The sequence below is a fragment of the Paeniglutamicibacter cryotolerans genome (genome assembly GCF_014190875.1).
Classification (GTDB): Bacteria; Actinomycetota; Actinomycetes; order Actinomycetales; family Micrococcaceae; genus Paeniglutamicibacter; species Paeniglutamicibacter cryotolerans.
In genome coordinates this window covers 1,051,796-1,068,432 of record NZ_JACHVS010000001.1, presented here as the reverse complement: position 1 = coordinate 1,068,432, position 16,637 = coordinate 1,051,796, and the positions used below count along the sequence as shown (strand labels likewise).

At 66.2% G+C, this 16,637-nt stretch carries 18 protein-coding genes; 12 read left to right on the top strand and 6 right to left on the bottom strand.

Annotated elements, in window-relative coordinates:
* Nucleotides 1-12: 12 nt before the first annotated feature.
* Both E9229_RS05110 and E9229_RS05105 read right to left on the bottom strand, forming a co-directional pair.
* Entirely contained in the window at nt 13-300 is a 288-nt protein-coding gene (locus E9229_RS05110; protein ID WP_183510191.1) for a MoaD/ThiS family protein, read from the bottom strand.
* The gene (locus E9229_RS05105) at nt 300-1,403 is read right to left on the bottom strand and encodes a WD40/YVTN/BNR-like repeat-containing protein (RefSeq protein WP_183511892.1); all 1,104 of its coding nucleotides are present in this window, start codon (nt 1,401-1,403) and stop codon (nt 300-302) included. The genes E9229_RS05110 and E9229_RS05105 overlap by 1 nt, the downstream gene beginning before the upstream one ends.
* A 107-nt stretch (nt 1,404-1,510) precedes the next feature.
* Here E9229_RS05105 and E9229_RS05100 point away from each other — a divergent pair, with 107 nt between their 5' ends.
* Both E9229_RS05100 and E9229_RS05095 read left to right on the top strand, forming a co-directional pair.
* Nucleotides 1,511-1,948, top strand: coding sequence for a YybH family protein (locus E9229_RS05100; protein WP_183510190.1), 438 nt, complete (start codon nt 1,511-1,513; stop codon nt 1,946-1,948).
* A gap of 71 nt (nt 1,949-2,019) precedes the next feature.
* A complete protein-coding gene (locus E9229_RS05095) occupies nt 2,020-2,472 on the top strand; it encodes an SRPBCC family protein (RefSeq protein WP_183510189.1) in 453 nt (150 codons plus the stop codon).
* A gap of 57 nt (nt 2,473-2,529) precedes the next feature.
* Here E9229_RS05095 and E9229_RS05090 read toward each other — a convergent pair whose 3' ends face one another.
* Nucleotides 2,530-3,291 (bottom strand): SDR family oxidoreductase, encoded by a 762-nt coding sequence (locus E9229_RS05090; protein WP_183510188.1) that lies wholly within the window; start codon nt 3,289-3,291, stop codon nt 2,530-2,532.
* 223 nt (nt 3,292-3,514) lie between these two features.
* Between E9229_RS05090 and E9229_RS05085 the strand changes: the two genes are divergently transcribed.
* From E9229_RS05085 to E9229_RS05060, 6 genes are all read left to right on the top strand, one after another.
* Nucleotides 3,515-5,248 carry an ABC transporter ATP-binding protein gene (locus E9229_RS05085; RefSeq protein WP_183510187.1) on the top strand — a complete coding sequence of 578 codons (1,734 nt, stop codon included), beginning with the start codon at nt 3,515-3,517 and terminating at the stop codon, nt 5,246-5,248.
* Nucleotides 5,249-7,279, top strand: coding sequence for an ABC transporter ATP-binding protein (locus E9229_RS05080; protein WP_281369452.1), 2,031 nt, complete (start codon nt 5,249-5,251; stop codon nt 7,277-7,279). It begins immediately after the preceding gene.
* A gap of 99 nt (nt 7,280-7,378) precedes the next feature.
* A complete protein-coding gene (locus E9229_RS05075; RefSeq protein ID WP_183510186.1) occupies nt 7,379-8,035 on the top strand; it encodes a pentapeptide repeat-containing protein in 657 nt (218 codons plus the stop codon).
* Between the two features lie 74 nt (nt 8,036-8,109).
* Nucleotides 8,110-8,874: a CPBP family intramembrane glutamic endopeptidase gene (locus E9229_RS05070; RefSeq protein ID WP_183510185.1), complete on the top strand. Its 765-nt coding sequence runs from the start codon at nt 8,110-8,112 to the stop codon at nt 8,872-8,874.
* Between the two features lie 78 nt (nt 8,875-8,952).
* Nucleotides 8,953-10,125, top strand: a complete 1,173-nt coding sequence (locus tag E9229_RS05065; RefSeq protein WP_312855603.1) for an MFS transporter — start codon at nt 8,953-8,955, stop codon at nt 10,123-10,125.
* A 19-nt stretch (nt 10,126-10,144) separates the two neighbouring features.
* A complete protein-coding gene (locus E9229_RS05060) occupies nt 10,145-11,491 on the top strand; it encodes an MATE family efflux transporter (protein WP_183511889.1) in 1,347 nt (448 codons plus the stop codon).
* A 29-nt stretch (nt 11,492-11,520) separates the two neighbouring features.
* Here the strand turns inward: E9229_RS05060 and E9229_RS05055 are convergent, their stop codons facing one another.
* Complete coding sequence (locus E9229_RS05055; protein ID WP_183510182.1) at nt 11,521-12,180, bottom strand: GntR family transcriptional regulator; 660 nt, start codon at nt 12,178-12,180, stop codon at nt 11,521-11,523.
* A 162-nt stretch (nt 12,181-12,342) separates the two neighbouring features.
* On the opposite strand from E9229_RS05055, the gene E9229_RS05050 reads away from it, so the two are divergent.
* The 3 genes from E9229_RS05050 to E9229_RS05040 are packed head-to-tail and all read left to right on the top strand — an operon-like array spanning nt 12,343 to nt 14,490.
* The gene (locus tag E9229_RS05050) at nt 12,343-13,560 is read left to right on the top strand and encodes an alpha-hydroxy acid oxidase (protein ID WP_183510181.1); all 1,218 of its coding nucleotides are present in this window, start codon (nt 12,343-12,345) and stop codon (nt 13,558-13,560) included.
* A 23-nt stretch (nt 13,561-13,583) separates the two neighbouring features.
* Nucleotides 13,584-14,150, top strand: coding sequence for a hypothetical protein (locus E9229_RS05045; protein ID WP_183510180.1), 567 nt, complete (start codon nt 13,584-13,586; stop codon nt 14,148-14,150).
* 40 nt (nt 14,151-14,190) lie between these two features.
* Nucleotides 14,191-14,490: a hypothetical protein gene (locus E9229_RS05040; RefSeq protein ID WP_312855602.1), complete on the top strand. Its 300-nt coding sequence runs from the start codon at nt 14,191-14,193 to the stop codon at nt 14,488-14,490.
* Between the two features lie 85 nt (nt 14,491-14,575).
* Here E9229_RS05040 and E9229_RS05035 read toward each other — a convergent pair whose 3' ends face one another.
* Both E9229_RS05035 and E9229_RS05030 read right to left on the bottom strand, forming a co-directional pair.
* Nucleotides 14,576-14,905: a hypothetical protein gene (locus tag E9229_RS05035; RefSeq protein ID WP_183510179.1), complete on the bottom strand. Its 330-nt coding sequence runs from the start codon at nt 14,903-14,905 to the stop codon at nt 14,576-14,578.
* Nucleotides 14,906-14,969: 64 nt separating this feature from the next.
* Nucleotides 14,970-15,518, bottom strand: a complete 549-nt coding sequence (locus E9229_RS05030) for a CGNR zinc finger domain-containing protein (protein WP_183511887.1) — start codon at nt 15,516-15,518, stop codon at nt 14,970-14,972.
* A gap of 143 nt (nt 15,519-15,661) precedes the next feature.
* Here E9229_RS05030 and E9229_RS05025 point away from each other — a divergent pair, with 143 nt between their 5' ends.
* On the top strand, nt 15,662-16,621 hold the full coding sequence (locus E9229_RS05025) for an EamA family transporter (RefSeq protein WP_183510178.1): 960 nt from the start codon (nt 15,662-15,664) through the stop codon (nt 16,619-16,621).
* Nucleotides 16,622-16,637: the final 16 nt, after the last annotated feature.

Here is a 16,637-nt window from a genome sequence, read left to right as displayed (position 1 = left end):
GCAACCGAGTGCTCAGCCCCCGGCCACCGAGGCGATGATCATGACAGTATCCCCATCCCGCACCGTGGTGGCCAGCCCGTCCAAGTCACGAATGTTGTCCCGGCCCACGAACACATTCACATAGCGGCGCACGGCTCCGGTCTCGTCCCGGACCCGCCGCACAAACCCCGGGTGCCCGTTACCGAGCTCCTCCAGCACCCGGCCGATGGTTGATTCCCCGGCAAGGAGCATTTCCCGGCGGCGCTCCCCGTCCAGGCAAGCCGACAGGATCTGCGGCAGTTCCACGATGATGGAGCCCATCAGCGCCCCACCACCAGGGCGGCGCGCACGCTCAACACGTCGGGCAACCGGGAAGCCACCTGCGTGAAAGTGGCGCCCTCGTCATTGCTGGCAAACACCTCTCCGGCCCTGGTCCCGAAGTACACCCCGGCGGATTCACGATGGTCATCCACCGCGGCTGCATCGCGCAGCACCGCGTTGTATTCGTGTTCCGGCAGTCCCACATGCTGCTCCTGCCAATGCGCGCCGGCATCGGTGGAGCGGTACGCCGAGAGCCTGCCGTTGACCGGGTTGCGCTCGCCGTCGGCCTTCAAGGGGATAGTCCAGATAGTTGAAGGGGTATGCGGGTGGGCCAGGAACACGAATCCGAAGTCGGCCGGAAGCCCCGGGGCGATGTCGATCCATTGTTCGCCTGCATCGTCGGTGCGGTAGACCCCGTGGTGGTTTTGCGCGTAGAGACGCTCTGGGTTCCCAGCGTCCCCCACTATGCGGTGCACGCACTGGCCGAACTCGGGCCACTGATCCGGCTGGAAGGGGGCCTTGATGCCCTTGTTTTTAGGGGTCCAGGAGGCGCCGCCGTCATTGCTGCGGTATACCCCCCCAGTGCTCATGGCCGCATGCACGATGGCGTCGTCATCCGGATGCGGGACGATGCTATGCACTGCGGCGCCGCCAAACCCGGCACCCCAAAGCTCACGGTGCGGGTGGTTCCAGAGCCCGCGGTTCAGTTCGAAGTGTTCGCCTCCATCGATGGAGCGGAACACTGAAATTGGTTCGCAGCCGGCCCAGACCGAACCCGGGCGCCCCTCGGTATCGGGACGCAGGTGCCAGATCCGGGCCAAGGCAGCCCCGGTATCCGCCGGGAATTTGATCGCTCCCTGTTCCGGATCGGACCAGCTGGCGCCGAGGTCATCCGAATGCACCACGGCCGGACCCCAATGCCAGTCGTTGACCCCGGCCAGGATGCGGGTCCGCCCGCCGCGGGTGTCGATGGCCGTTGAAGCCACCTCCTGCATCATGAAGTGGGGGCCGGTCAGCTCCCAGCCCCGGCGGTCGGTGCTGGTGGCGAGCCAGAGGCCCTTCTTGGTTCCGATGGCAAGCACTGTCTGTTGAGCGGTTTCCATGCGTACAAGTGCAGCACTGGTAATGTCCCGTTTCAAGGGGAAAAACCTCCCAAGCCGGCGCCGTCGACCTGTCGGGCCAGCAAGCCGGCCAAGCCAGAGGAGCCATCTTGGGCAACGAACAGAATCCGGTCACCCACGCGTTCGAGCTGTATGCGCGGGCAGTAGCGGACAAGGACGTCGATGCGTTCATGGCCATCCATGCGCCGGATATTCAGGTCTTTGACGCATGGGGTCAATGGGAGTTCACCGGAGCCGGGCAATGGCGGGAGCTGGCCACCGGCTGGTTTGCTTCGCTGGGGGACGAGTCGGTGGAGGTTCTCTTCACTCGGGTGCACACCAGCATCGGGGCGGATGTCGCCTATGGTTTCGCCGATGTCACGTTCACCGGGACCTCGGCGTCGGGCCACCGGTTGCGCTCGATGACCAACCGCATTTCAGTGGGGATGAACCGGTCTCCGGAGGGCTGGGTCATCGGACACCAGCATTCATCGCTGCCGATCAACCTGGAGACCGGCGCCGCCATGTCCGACCCTCCGGTGCACTAGGTGCGTGGGCCCCGGGGTCATGGGCCCGCTGTTCGAGCATTAGTGGCGGAACCCGGCCGGCGGGTAACCTCATGCGCATGGATATGTTGGATCTGATCATTGAACGCGACTTCGCAGCACCCCGCGCCGCACTCTGGGCGGCCTTCACCGAGGCCGAGATCCTCAGCGAATGGTTCGGACCCCAGGGGTGGGCCATCAACCCCGGGAGCTGCGTCATCGATGCCCGCGTCGGCGGGGTACAGCAATTCGTCATGCATTCGCTGGAGAACCCGGAGCACACCTCACCGGTCGATGCGGTCTTCACCGAGGTCCGCGTCGGTGAACTGCTCGTGGGCCGCGATGGCCCGCACGATATGACGTTGCACATGATCATCGACCTGCGCATTGAATTCTCCGATATGCCCGGAGGTACGCACCTGCGGCTGGTCCAGGGCCCATTGCCGGATGAAGTCATCGAGCCCTCTCGGGCCGGCTGGGAATCGTCCTTCGGCAAGCTCGATCGGCTGCTGGCCGACTTCGCCTGAGCCCCTACCCGCTGCCGCGCCAGTGGCATCCCGGCGTGGGGTGGGCCGGGAAACCGGTCAGCCGCGCCCGATGAAAGGCATCCCAGTGGCCGTGATGGTGAGCTGGTTGACCGAGGTGCCGGCCGGCAGCGTGGCCACAAACTCGACTGCAGCGGCTGCCTGCTCCAGGTCGAAGACCGGCTCGACGCGGCGGCTTCCATCGGCCTGCAACGCCCCGGCCTGCGCCCCGACGTCGCGCATCATCCCCGATGCCGCGTTGCCGATATCCAGTTCGGTGGCGCAGATTCCGTACGCGCGCCCGTCCAGCTCGATCGATTTGGTCAGCCCGGCAATCGCGTGTTTGGTGACGGCGTAGGCCACCGACCGCGGGCGCGGCACCTGGGCGCTGATCGAACCATTGTTGATGATCCGCCCGCCGCACTCCCGCATGGCCCGGAATGCCGCCCCGGCGCAGAGCATGGCCCCGGTGAGGTTCACCGCGGCAACGGCTTCCCATTCGCCCGGATCCAGTTCCCCGATGTCGGCCGCCGGACCGAAGGCGCCCGCGTTATTAAACAACACGTCGATGCGCCCGAACCTGTGCTGCGCCTCGGCAAAGAGCGCCTCGACCGCGGCCGGGACCGACACGTCGGTGGGAATCACCAGCGCGTTGGAGTACCCGGCCGCCGTGTCCTCCAGGGCACCGATGCGCCGCCCGGCCAGGACCAGGTTCCATCCGGCGGCGAGCATCCGCCGGGCCACGGCGCGGCCGATCCCGGACCCCGCCCCGGTGACGAGCATCGTGCGGGGTGCTGGCAGCGGCGTTGGCTCGTGCTCCATGGAAGGATGGTCCTTTCGGTGTGGTGGGGGGGCCGGATCGGTCCTGCTGGACAGCTTAGCCGGGCCCGGACCGGTCCGGGCCGCAGGGGTCGGACCAGCTGTCGGTGATCGCGTGTAGAGTAGCGCATGCTCCGCCGGATCCGGGATCCGCGCGGCAGCGCCCGCCGGCGGTCCACTACAGCAGGGCCGGGATCCGGCGGATCCGCTCAAAGGACCCATAGACATGCTCTTTCAACTGATCACCAGAACCGCGAAACCATATACCCCCTGGATCATCGCCGTCCTGATTTTCCAGCTGGCGACGACCATCGCCACCCTCTACCTGCCCAGCCTCAATGCCCAAATCATCGACAAGGGTGTGGTCCAGGGCGATATCGACTTCATCTGGCGCACCGGTGCGGTGATGCTGACCGTGGCCTTCATCCAGGTCGTCACCGCCATCGTGGCTGTGTACTTCGGCGCCAAGACGGCCATGGCCATCGGCCGGGACCTGCGCCGGAACGTCTTCCGCGCCGTTTCCGCCTATTCCGCGCAAGAGGTCAACAAGTTCGGCGCCCCGACGTTGATCACGCGCTGCACCAACGACGTCCAGCAGGTGCAGATGCTCGTGCTGATGGGACTGAACTTCATGGTCTCGGCCCCGATCATGTGCATCGGCGGCATCATCATGGCGCTGCGTGAGGACGTTGGACTCTCCTGGCTGGTCTGGGTCTCGGTGCCCTTCCTGATCATCGTGGTCGGCATCCTGATCCGCTTCCTGATGCCGCTCTTCCGGCTCATGCAGGACCGCATCGACGCGATCAACGGCGTGCTGCGCGAGCAGCTCATCGGCATCCGCGTGGTGCGCGCCTTCGTGCGCGAACCGTATGAAACCGAACGCTTCGAGGAAGCAAACGCCAAGCTGACCCGCGTCGGCGTGCAGGTCGGCCAGCTGTTCGTGCTGATGTTCCCGGTCATCGGGATGATTTTGCATGTGGCAACGGCCTCCGTGCTCTGGTTCGGCGGACACCGTGTCGATTCCGGGGCCATGCAAATCGGTTCGCTGACCGCCTTCCTGCAGTACCTGCTGCAGATCCTCGGCGCCGTCATGATGGGCACCTTCATGGCGATGATGATCCCGCGTGCTGCCGTTTGCGCCGAGCGCATCACCGAGGTCCTGGAGACCAGGCCCTCGCTCTCGGATCCCGCGGAGGAAACGGCCGATGCCCCGCGCAAGGGAGTCGTGGAATTCCGCGACGTTTCCTTCGGCTACCCCGGTGCCGAGGCACCGGTGCTGAACGGGCTGAACTTCACCGCCGAGCCGGGAAAGACCACGGCAATCATCGGTTCCACCGGCGCGGGCAAGACCACGCTGCTGAACCTGATCCCGCGGCTCTACGACGCCGGTTCCGGCTCGGTGCTGCTTGACGGGGTCCCCGTCTCGGCGATGACCCGGGGCCAGATCTCGGAGCGGGTGGCCAGCGTGCCGCAGCGCCCCTACCTGTTCTCCGGAACCATCGCCTCCAACCTGCGTTTCGGCAACGAACACGCCACCGACGAGGAGCTCTGGGACGCGCTGCACGTGGCCCAGGCCCGCGACTTCGTGACGGAAAAGCCCCGCCAGCTCGATGAGGGCATCGCCCAGGGCGGCACGAACGTCTCCGGCGGCCAGCGTCAGCGCCTGTGCATCGCCCGGGCGCTCGTCGCCAAGCCCAGCGTCTACCTGTTCGACGATTCGTTCTCCGCGCTCGACGTGGCCACGGACGCCCGCCTGCGCGAGGCATTGCGGGAACCGACCAGCGAAGCGGCCGTCATCATCGTCGCCCAGCGCGTCTCCACGATCACCGGGGCCGACCAGATCCTGGTCCTGGACAATGGCGAGATCATCGCCCGTGGAACCCACTCAGAGCTGCTGGAAAGCTCGGAGACCTACAAGGAAATCGTTGCATCACAGATGAGCGCGGAGGAGGCGGCCTAGATGGCACGGAACAAGAAGGCAAAGTACGCTTCGGCCATCGCCGTGGAGGAATCGGCGGAGGACTTCGCCCCGATGGAGATGGACGACGGTTTCGGCGGCACCCAGTCGGTGCGCAAGGCGAAGGAGTTCTGGCCCTCGGCCAAACGGCTGATGGGGCTGCTGGTCCCCGAAAAGGCCGGCATCACCGTCGTGCTGCTGTTCGTGATGGCCGGCGTGGTGCTTTCGGTGATAGCGCCCAAGATCCTGGGCAAGGCCATGGACGTGATCTTCTCCGGAGTCTTCGGCGTCGGCATCCCGGCCGGCACCGACATGGCGCAGCTGATCGCCGGACTGCGTGCAGAGGGCCAGAACGACCGGGCCGACATGCTGTCCAGGATGGACATTGTCCCCGGCGCAGGCATCGACTTCATCCTGCTCGGACGGTACATCATGATCGTGCTGGCCATGTACTTCGTGGCATCGGTGTTCATGTGGGCGCAGGGCTACCTGCTGAACAAGCTGGTCATGCGCGTGGTCTACAACCTGCGCAAGGACGTCGAACGCAAGCTGAACAGGCTGCCGCTGAACTACTTCGACACCCGCCAACGCGGTGACCTGCTCTCCCGGGTCACCAACGACGTGGACAACATCCAGAACGCGCTCCAGCAGGCCTTCAGCCAGCTGATCCAGTCCGCGCTGACGGTGATCGGCATCGTGGTCATGATGTTCATCGTTTCCTGGCAGCTCGCCCTGATTGCGCTGATCGCCCTGCCGCTCTCGGCTGTGGCGGCCGGGCTGATCGGTTCGCGCGCGCAGGGGCTCTTCAAGAAGCAGTGGAAGTCCACAGGTTCGCTGAACGGGCAGATCGAGGAATCCTTCTCCGGGCACGACCTGATGAAGGTCTTCGGCCGCGAAAACGACATGATCGCGCGTTTCGACGAGCGCAACGAGGAGCTCTACAAGGCCTCCTTCGGCGCCCAGTTCGTCTCCGGGATGATCTTCCCGGTCATGCAGTTCGTCTCGTACCTGGCCTACGTCGGCATTGCCGTGGTCGGCGGCCTGCGCGTCGCCTCGGGCCAGATGTCCCTGGGGGATGCGACCGCGTTCATCCAGTACTCGCGCGAGTTCACCCAGCCGCTGGGACAGATGGCCGGCATGGCCAACATGCTCCAGTCCGGTGTCGCCTCGGCGGAGCGGACCTTCGAACTGCTCGATGCGCAGGAGGAAGGCGCCGAGGAGGCTACCGCGCACCTGCCCGAGCGCACCAGCGGGCTGGTCGAGTTCGAGAACGTCGGCTTCTCCTACGACCCGGACAAGCCGCTCATCGAGGGGCTTTCCTTCGAGGCACACCCGGGCCATACGGTGGCCATCGTCGGCCCGACCGGCGCCGGCAAGACCACGCTGGTGAATCTCGTGATGCGCTTCTACGAGCTCGACTCCGGGCGGATCACCCTCGACGGGATCGGGATCACCGACCTGTCTCGGGCGGAGCTGCGATCCAAGGTCGGCATGGTGCTGCAGGACGCCTGGTTGTTCAACGGAACCATCCGGGAGAACATCCGCTACGGGCGCTTGGAGGCCACCGACGAGGAGGTCTACGCCGCGGCGAAGGCCACCTATGTGGACCGGTTCGTGCGGGCGCTGCCCGAGGGGTACGACACGGTGATCGAGGACGAGGGAACGAACGTCTCCGCCGGTGAGAAGCAGCTGATCACCATCGCCCGGGCGTTCATCGCCAACCCGTCGCTGCTGATCCTGGACGAGGCGACCTCGTCGGTGGATACGCGCACCGAACTGCTGGTGCAGCAGGCCATGGCAGCGCTGCGCACCGAGCGGACCAGCTTCGTGATCGCGCACCGGCTCTCCACGATCCGCGACGCCGACACCATCCTGGTGATGGAGTCCGGGCACATCGTGGAGCAGGGCGACCACGAGCAGCTGCTCGCTGCCCGGGGTGCCTATTTCAGGCTCTACGAGTCCCAGTTCGCCGGCCCGGCCTCCGGTGCGGAACCAGAGCCGGAATCCACTTCCGCCGCGGTACCAGCCATCTAGCGGCGGGCGGTTCGGCGGCGCCGGCGCGGGTCCCGACGGGGGATGTTATGGGTCACCCCCGGCATCCCCCGTCGTGTTCCGGGGGCTAGTCTTAATCGCATGTCCAAAGCACCCACGGTTCCGCGCCTGCCCAAATTCCCCGAGCTTGTCACCACCGGCTTCGGGGACCTGACCGCCTTGGAAGTCGACGGCCGCAGCGAGGGCCTGCTTTTCGATTCGGACGACGGCGCGGGCCTTGACCTGGAGGATACGGCCTTCACCGAATGCGTGTTCAAGCGCGTCGGTTTGCAGGGCGCCGAGCTGCAGCGGGCCAGCTTCGGGGACTGCCGCTTCGAGGAACTGAACGCCCCCTCGCTGCAGGCGGCGGGCAGCGTCTGGTGGAACACCGAACTGCGCCGCACCCGGATCGGTTCCGCCGAACTCCACGGAGCATCGATCCGGTCCACCCTCTTCGACGGGGGCAAGCTAGGCTACGTGAACCTGCGCTCGGCCAAGTTAAAGGACGTGGTCTTCCGTGACGTGATCATCGAGGAACTGGACTTGGGCTCGGCCCAGTTGGAACGTGTTTCCTTCCCCGGCTGCCGGATCGATTCGCTGATCGTCAACGGCTCCAAGCTCAAGCACGCCGACCTGCGCGGGATCACGCTGCGTTCGGTCACCGGAATCTCAGGCCTGCGGGGCGCCACCATCGACGAGATGCAGCTGGCCGACCTGGCCCCCATCCTGGCGGCCGAGGCCGGCCTGCTGCTCGGCTGAGCGCTGCCCTCGTGGGGCGACGCTCCCGCGACCCGATGTGTGCGCCGGACACGCCGGGTCGCTAGTCTGGAAAGATGGCTTACCAGATTGCACCCGCGTCGCTGGGGCAGACCCCGCGCCGCCGTCATCCGGTCTTCGGTCCGGGCCGGTTCCGGGTCGGCGATGCCGTCATGGTGGCGTTGTACCTGCTGCTCATGGTGGCCGGGGGCGCCAGCTTGATCATGGCCCTCCCCGGTTTCGCCGGCGCCTTCAGGAACGAGGAAGCCGCGCTGTTCGCCGTGAACCTGATCGCCTACATGGTGCTGTTCACCGGGGCGATGATCATGGCCTTCAAGACGTTGAAGAACTCGGCTCGCACCTTCAGATACAATCCCTGGGCCAAGTGGTTCCTGGTTCCCGGGACCTGGTTCGGCTCGCTGATGGTGACGGCAATCCTGCTGACCCTCATGGGGCAGGCGGTGAAGAGCGAAAACCAGCTTGCCATCGAGGGGATGACCCGGGAGATTCCCTTCACCACCATGTTCTTCGTAGCCGTGGTGATGGGCCCACTGGTCGAGGAATACATCTTCCGGCATCTGCTCATCGGCAAACTCAGCCGGAAACTGAACGTGTGGGTCTGTGTCGTCATTTCCATCATCTTGTTTGCCGGCATCCACTTCGTCGGTTCCGGAAGCTTCGAGATCACCTCGGCGATCCCGTACGTGACACTGGGTGCGGTGATTTCCGTCGCCTACGTGCTCTCGGGCAGGTCGATGGCGTATTCCTACGTGCTGCATTTCTTCAACAACGCGGTGGCACTAAGCGTCTCGTACACGCTGCTGCCGCTGCTGCAGTCCTAGCCGATGTCGGCTTCCACCTCTGCGGCCGCCGATCGCCCCAGGACCGGGCACGTCCCCGGCAGCCCGGGTTACCGGCGGATGATTCTGGCACTTTTTGCCGCCGGCGTCGCCACGTTCTCCCAGCTGTATTCCCCGCAGGGAGTGCTTCCTGCCATCTCCCGCGACCTGGGGGTCAGTGAGGCCGATGCGGCCCTGACCGTCTCCGCCGCGCCCCTCGGACTGGCGTGCTCGGTGATCGCTTGGTCGGCCGTGGCCGACCGGTTCGGGCGGCTGCGGGCCATGAAGATGGCGGTGCTGGCGGCCGTGGTGCTCGGATTACTGGTGCCGGCCTCCAGCGGATTCGGCGTGCTCCTTGCGCTGCGCTTCGCCGAGGGAATGGCGCTGGGTGGGATCCCGGCGGTGGCCCTGGCCTATCTGAGCGAGGAGGTGGCGGCGCTGCATTCTGCGGCGGCCGCTGGAACCTATATCGCCGGCACGGCCCTGGGTGGCCTGGCCGGACGCCTGGTAGCCGGTCCGCTGGGCGAGTGGGCAGGCTGGCGCGTCGGGACGCTGGCGGTGGCGCTGATGGCAGCTGCTGCGGCCACCGTGTTCGTGGTGAGCGCGCCGAAACCGCGGGGATTCATCCCGGTGCCACGCGGTACCCCCGGGGCTCCGAGTGTCTGGGCGAAGCTGTGGATGAACCTGCGCCGCCCACGCCTGCTGGTGCTTTACGCGCAGGGATTCCTGCTCATGGGCGGCTTCGTGGCCGTGTACAACTACCTGGGCTTCCGGTTGGAGGCCCCGCCGTTCTCAATCTCCGCGACCATGGCCTCGCTGGTCTTCCTGGCGTATCTCTCCGGAACCTGGTCCTCGGGGCGCGCCGGGGCGCTGATCACCCGCTTCCAACGGCTTCCGGTACTGCTGTGCGCCATCGGGCTCATGGCAGCCGGACTGGCAGTGACGCTGCTCGATTGGCTGCCCGCCATCCTGGGCGGGCTGCTCGTATTCACTGCAGGTTTCTTCGGGGCCCATGCCGTGGCCAGCGGGTGGATCCCATTGCTCGGGGCAGATGGCCGTGCCCAAGCAGCCAGCCTTTACAACCTGGCCTACTACGCCGGTTCCTCGCTCTTCGGATGGGCCGTGGGGCTGGCGTTTGCCGCCGTCGGCTGGGACGGCCTGGTCCTGTGCGTGGGTGTGCTCCTGGTCATCGCAGCGGCGCTGGCCGTGGCCGGACTGCGATCGGCCAAACCCGGCACGCTCCCACTAGGCTAGGGGAGTGAAGCCCGAAGCCATGTCCACCACGTCCCCACCGGGATCCGGCGTGCCGCAGAAACCCGGGCGCACGATCCTTGCCCTCGCCTTGCCCGCGCTCGGGGCCCTGATCGCCGAACCGCTGTTCCTGCTCGCCGATACCGCGATCATCGGGCACCTGGGCATCAATGAGCTGGCTGGCGCGGGACTCGGTGCGACGGTGCTGCAGACGGCCGTGGGCCTCATGGTCTTCCTGGCCTACTCCACCACCCCCGCCGTGGCCCGGGCCGTGGGTGCCGGACAGCTCGGCCGGGCCATGGCGGCGGGACGCGACGGCATCTGGCTGGCGCTTGGCCTCGGGCTGGCTCTGGCGGTGGCCGGGTGGTTCAGCGCACCCGCACTGGCCGGATCCCTGGGAGCAGACGGCGTGGTGGCGGGGTTCGCCGTCGACTACATCAGGTACTCCACCCCGGGAATCCCCGCGATGCTGCTGGTGCTTGCCGCCACCGGCGTGCTGCGTGGGCTGCAGGACACCCGGACGCCGCTGTTCGTCGCCGGCGCCGGGTTCGGGGCCAACATCATCTTGAATTTCACCCTGGTCTATGTGGCCGGGATGTCGGTAGCGGGTGCGGCGCTGGGTACGTCCATCGCACAATGGGGCATGGCAGTCGTCTACCTGTGGCTGCTGGTCCCGCGGATCAGGAAGGCCGGGGCGGGTCTGCTGCCGAACGCCGCCGGCGTGCTGAGCACCGGGCAAGTCGGTTCGTGGCTGATGCTGCGTACGCTCAGCCTGCGCATCGCCGTCCTGGCTACCGTCTGGTTAGCCACGGCGCAGGGCACGCTGACCCTGGCGGCGCACCAGTTGGTCTTCACCATTTTCACGTTCCTTGCCTTCGCCCTCGATGCTCTGGCCATTGCGGCGCAGGCGCTGATCGGCAAGGAACTAGGCGCCGGGGACAAGGTCTTGGCCCGGCGGTTGACCGGCATCATGTGCCGCTGGGGGCTGGTCTTCGGGGTGGCGACCGGGGTGCTGCTGGCAGTCGCGGCGCCGTTTGCCGGGGCGCTGTTCACCTCCGATCCGGCGGTTCGGGCAGCGGCGGCCGTCGGCCTATGGGTGTTGGCGGCCAGCCAACCTCTGTGCGGGTTGGTATTCGTGCTGGACGGGGTATTGATCGGCGCCGGAGATGCCCGTTACCTGGCCCTGGCGGGCCTTGTGAACCTGATGGTCTACGGGCCGCTGATCTGGTGGGTCGGATCGGCCGAACACCCGGGGACCTCGGCGATCCTGTGGCTCTGGCTGGCATTCGGCTTCGGCTACATGGGCGCGCGCGCGGCGACGCTGCTCTGGCGGGTGCGCAACGACGGCTGGATGCGGCTGGGAGCCTGATCGGGGGCCGGGGGGAGCGGCTTGGTGATTCAGCCCCAAAGGTTGCCCGGCGCGTTGAATTGGCTGGCCATCGCGGCGTGGATGGAGCGCAGGTGGGCGCGCATCGCCGACTCGGCGGCAACCGGGTCGCCGGCCGCGACGGCCGCGTAGATCAGTTCGTGTTCGGCCTGTTCTTCCGGTGCGCCCATGTAGTCCTGCAACCCGGGAAGGACATGGTGTGCCCGCGCCGTCTCGTCCAGGCACTTGTCCAGCGCCGCGGCCAGGCGGCCGTTGCGGGACCCGGAGGCCAGACGCCGATGGAAGGAGCGGGCGGCGGACATGGCCGCCAGGGGGGCGCTTTCGGCGGCTTCCCGCTGCGCGTCGAGGTCCTGGCGCAGGTCGGCGACGAGCGCGTCGGTGAGGAACCCCGCGGCGCTCCTGGCTGCATGCGGCTCGAGCAGCATGCGCAGGTCGAGGGTTTCCTGCACGTCGTTCAGGCCCATGGTGCGGACCAGGTAGCCCTTCTTGGGAAGGACGGTCAGCAGCCCTTCGGAGGCCAGCTGCTGCAGCGCCTCGCGGACCGGAGTCTTGGATACGGCGAAATCCGCGGCTAGGCGGGGCTCGACGACGACGGTCCCCGGAGCCAAGACACCGGTGAGGATCTGCTGCCGCAAACGGGAGCCGAGGCGGGTAGCCAGGGATTCTGCCATGGGTGGTTTCCTTCGGGGCGCGAACCGGCGATCACGTCATCTCTTCATGATCCGGACGACGATCTGCTAGAAATATCTTTCAGGGATCTTTTATTTTCCTCCAGTGCGGCACATCCCGCAAGCGACACCCCCTATCCGCCCCGGCACCCCAGGAGTCCACCGATGAAACGCCGCTTCCCCCAGATGTCCGAACTGCGTTCACTGATGCAGTTCGAGGCCATCAACTTCGACCGTCGAGCAACGCGACTGGCCAAGGCCGCCGACGTCTGGGACCTGCGGACCATCGCCAAACGGCGTACCCCCACAGCGGCCTTCGACTATGTCGACGGAGCGGCCCAGCGCGAACTGACCTATCGGCGCAGCCGTGATGCCTTCGATGCGGTCGAGCTGATCCCACGCATCCTGCACGGCACGGCCGAGGTGGACCTCTCGACCTCGATCGCCGGGGGCCGGTCGGCGCTTCCCTTTGGCATCGCCCCGACCGGGTTCACCCGTTTCATGCATGCGGAAGGCGAAACCGGGGCCGTTCGCGCGGCAGCGGCGGCCGGGATCCCGTTCTCCCTATCCACCATGGGAACCCGTTCGTTGGAGGAGGTCGCCGAGGCGGCGCCCGGATCCCGACGCTGGTTCCAGCTCTACCTGTGGAAGGACCGGGAGAAGTCGCGGGCGCTGCTCGAACGGGCACAGCTTGCGGGCTATGACACCCTGCTGGTCACTGTGGATACGCCGGTGGCCGGCCAGCGGCTGCGCGATGTGCGCAACGGTATGGTGATACCGCCGAAACTGAACCTCAAGACGGTGCTCGATGCCTCCTACCGACCCGAATGGTGGTTCAACTTCCTCAGCACCGACTCGCTGAAGTTCGCCTCGCTCTCGAACAGTGCCACCGACCTGCCCACGCTCATCAACTCGATGTTCGACCCCACGCTTTCCTTCGCCGACCTGGAGTGGATCCGTTCGATCTGGCCCGGCAAGCTCATAGTCAAGGGCGTGTTGACGACCGAGGATGCCCGGAAGTCCGTTCTTGCCGGAGCCGACGGCCTCGTGGTATCCAACCACGGCGGGCGCCAGCTGGACCGCGCGCCGGTCTCACTGCTGGCCCTGCCGATGATCCGTGCCGAGGTTGGTCCGGATATTGAAATCATGCTGGACTCGGGCATCATGTCCGGTTCGGACATCGTCGCCGGGTTGTGTGCTGGCGCCGATTTCGTTTTGATCGGCAGGGCCTATCTTTACGGGCTGATGGCTGGCGGGGAGCGGGGCGTTGCCCGGGTGATTGAATTACTCGCCGAGGAAATCCGCGTCAACATGCAGCTCATGGGGGCCGCGTCCATTTCCGACCTGGGCCCGGAGCTGCTGCGCATGCGGCACGGGGCTTAGCGCAGCGCCGGTAGACTCGGGGAGTGCCTGAACTGAAACTCTCCACCGAAATTTCCGCTTCCGTATGGAAGGTCGTGCTGTGGCGCGCGTTGACGGCAGTCGTCTTCGCAGCCCTGACCATCTTCTGGCAGGAGCCGTCCGCAGCCTTCGTTGCCTACGCGGTGGCCGCGGTGCTGCTGGTGAGCGCGAAGTTCACCTGGGACTATGCCCGCAACGACTCGGCGCCCGCCTACCTCAAGGCCCCGATGGCGATCGAGTGCGCGGCCTGGCTGGTCGCGGCGATCATCATCGTGCTTATTCCGCAGCCCTTGGTGATAGGCATCGCAGCAGCGGCGGTATTCGCCCTGTCCGGCGTGCTGGACCTGCTGCTGTGGTTGCGCCACCGCAGCGACTACCTTCCGTTGAAAGACCAGCTCATGACCGGATTGGTACAGCTGGGCATCGGTGTTTCGATGATGTTCGTGCTGAGCATGGATGCCCATGCCATCGGCGGCGTGGTTGGCGGTGGCATGGTGATCATCGGCGTATTCCTGTTGATTTCCGCCCTGGGCTACCGGCACGATGCCAAGTCCACCAGCGACTCCCGCTAGACTGGGACCCAACCAAAAGTTCGCCTAGGAGGCTATTACCGTGGGCAAAAATCCTTCCGAGCAGAAGAAGCCATGGCAGCAGAGCATTAAGGCGCCGTTGTTCTTCTCCCTCGTCCTGGGCATCGTCGCAGGCCTGGTGGCCATGATTTCCTCGACCGGCGGCTCCGATAAGCCGCTGCGCATCGATATTGGCCTGACCGCCTTCGGCATCGCCTTTGTCGCCAGCCTGCTGGTGATTTCCGTGATGACGATGGCCGGCAAGGAAAACCCGTCGGAGCTGGGCGCCGGTTCCGGCATCAACCGCGCGTCCGATGCGCCGGAAAAGAAGCAGGGCAGCTAGCAAAGCGGGCAAACGCCCGGAACCAAGGAGGGCCCGCGCTTTTCGAAGCGCGGGCCCACCTGTTTAGTGCCTGATATGTAACCGCCTAGCCGACCGGTTCGGCGTTGTCCTTACCGCCCCACTCGGCCAGGAACTCATCGCGGCTCAGCTGCTCCAGGTCGCTCCGGATCAGGGCGATCAGCCCCTCCGCCTCGTCGATGTTGTTCCCCGTGACGCGGAGGATCTCGGCATCGTTGTCCTTGCGGCGCACCACCGCGGTGGCCCCCATGACATCGGTGCCGTCCCCGCCGAGCGCGGCGTCAGCCAGGCCGACTACCCAGCGGGCCGCGGCGCGGACGGGGTTCTCCTTGGCATTTTCCAGCTCCACGTCGAAGTCATCCGATGCGTGCTGTTCGGGGATGTTTGGTGTGTTCACGTCATGCTCCTTGCATCGGGGCGCCGACCGGGGCGCAGTGCCTGCTCCCAGTGTATGGCCCCGATCAGGCTTCCGGTTGGGAGCGGCGCTCCCGATAGGCGCGCACGTGTTCCCGGTTGGCGCAGTTCCCCGTGTTGCAGTAGAGGCGCGAGCGGTTCCGGGATGAATCGAGCACCACTGCCCGGCAGCCGTTGCCCGCGCACACGCGCAGTCTTTGCAGTTCCCCCGTCCTCACCACATCGACCAGCGCCATGGCTGCCTCGACCGCCATGCGTTCGGCGAGGGGGGCCTCGGGGGTGGTGGCATGCAGGTGGTAGTCCCAATCGTCGTGCTTGACCAGTTGGGGCAGGGCGCGTGCGGTGCGCAGGATGCTGTTGATCAATTGCACTGCTTCGTCTTCGTTGGACTCCCAGATGCCGCGTAGCCGCACCCGCAGCTGGCGCACGTCGCGCAACTCGCTGTCGTTATGGGCGCGGGACCCGGTGAATCGCTCGCGGTCCAGGAACACGTCGAGGTCGGCCAGGGTCAACAGCCCGTCGATCTCCGATTCGGCGGAATTGATGAGGTTGACGACGGATTGCAGTGCCAGCAGTGTGTCAGGTGCAAAGGTGATGGTTACTCCTGTCAGGTCACGTGAATTGACGGATTTTCTCCGCCCAGTCTAATGTCATGAGCATACTAGTTTTTACTCCTGACGATTGAATCGACGCATCAAGCCGGTTCCAGGGCAGTGAGTCGTTCCCGAAAGAAGCCTCAATGAGCGAGCCGACAGCGCCAGCCGTACCGACAGTTGCCCAGCGGGCAGAACCCCGTCGCGGATTCAACGGGATTGGCGTGGCCCTGTTCTCATCGGCGGTTTTCGGGGTCTCCGGGTCCTTCGCGAAGGCGCTGCTTGAAGCGGGGTGGACCCCCGGTGCGGCCGTGACGGCACGCATGGGCGGAGCCTCGCTGATCCTGCTGATCCCCACTCTCTGGGCGATGCGTGGGCACTGGGGGAGCCTGAAGGCCAACCTGAAGTCGATCCTGCTCTTTGGGATCTTCGGCATTGCCGCCTGCCAGTTCTTCTACTTCCAGGCCGTCGAACGCCTGGACGTGGGAGTCGCGCTGCTGCTGGAATATCTGGCGCCGGTCCTGATCGTGATGGTGCTGTGGGCTCGATCGCGTCGACGCCCGGCACCGTTGACCATCGGCGGAACCCTGCTCTCGCTCGTGGGGCTGGTGGCCGTCCTGGACTTGGCCGGGGACCAGCGCGTCGACCCGATCGGCGTGCTGTGGGGCTTCGGGGCGGCCGTGGGGCTGGCCGTCTACTTCTTCGTCAGTGCCCGGACCACCGACGCGCTTCCGCCGGTGGGGCTGGCCACCGGTGGATTGCTGGTCGGATCGATCCTGATGGGCTTGCTCGGCGCCTTCGGCGTGGTGCCGATGGCCGTCGGATTCGGCCCGGTGGACCTCGCCTCATGGCGCACCGAATGGTGGGTGGCGCTCGGCGGGCTGATCCTCTTTTCGACGGTGTTGTCCTATGTCACCGGGATCATGGCGGCACGGTCGCTGGGTTCGAAGCTCGCCTCCTTCATCTCGCTGACAGAGGTGCTTTTTGCCGTGCTGTGGGCCTGGCTGCTGCTCGGCGAGCTGCCCGCCGGCATCCAACTGCTCGGCGGGCTGCTCATTGTCGGCGGTGTGCTGTTGGTCCGCGCGGACGAGCTTCGCGGCCGCTGAGGCCACCGTGCCGGTT

Coding starts and splice junctions, on each gene's coding strand:
- E9229_RS05110 (WP_183510191.1), bottom strand. CDS start 300: ATGGGCTCCATCATCGTGGAACTGCCGCAGATCCTGTCGGCTTGCCTG.
- E9229_RS05105 (WP_183511892.1), bottom strand. CDS start 1,403: ATGGAAACCGCTCAACAGACAGTGCTTGCCATCGGAACCAAGAAGGGC.
- E9229_RS05095 (WP_183510189.1), top strand. CDS start 2,020: ATGCGCATGGATATGTTGGATCTGATCATTGAACGCGACTTCGCAGCA.
- E9229_RS05090 (WP_183510188.1), bottom strand. CDS start 3,291: ATGGAGCACGAGCCAACGCCGCTGCCAGCACCCCGCACGATGCTCGTC.
- E9229_RS05085 (WP_183510187.1), top strand. CDS start 3,515: ATGCTCTTTCAACTGATCACCAGAACCGCGAAACCATATACCCCCTGG.
- E9229_RS05080 (WP_281369452.1), top strand. CDS start 5,249: ATGGCACGGAACAAGAAGGCAAAGTACGCTTCGGCCATCGCCGTGGAG.
- E9229_RS05075 (WP_183510186.1), top strand. CDS start 7,379: ATGTCCAAAGCACCCACGGTTCCGCGCCTGCCCAAATTCCCCGAGCTT.
- E9229_RS05070 (WP_183510185.1), top strand. CDS start 8,110: ATGGCTTACCAGATTGCACCCGCGTCGCTGGGGCAGACCCCGCGCCGC.
- E9229_RS05065 (WP_312855603.1), top strand. CDS start 8,953: ATGATTCTGGCACTTTTTGCCGCCGGCGTCGCCACGTTCTCCCAGCTG.
- E9229_RS05060 (WP_183511889.1), top strand. CDS start 10,145: ATGTCCACCACGTCCCCACCGGGATCCGGCGTGCCGCAGAAACCCGGG.
- E9229_RS05055 (WP_183510182.1), bottom strand. CDS start 12,180: ATGGCAGAATCCCTGGCTACCCGCCTCGGCTCCCGTTTGCGGCAGCAG.
- E9229_RS05050 (WP_183510181.1), top strand. CDS start 12,343: ATGAAACGCCGCTTCCCCCAGATGTCCGAACTGCGTTCACTGATGCAG.
- E9229_RS05025 (WP_183510178.1), top strand. CDS start 15,662: ATGAGCGAGCCGACAGCGCCAGCCGTACCGACAGTTGCCCAGCGGGCA.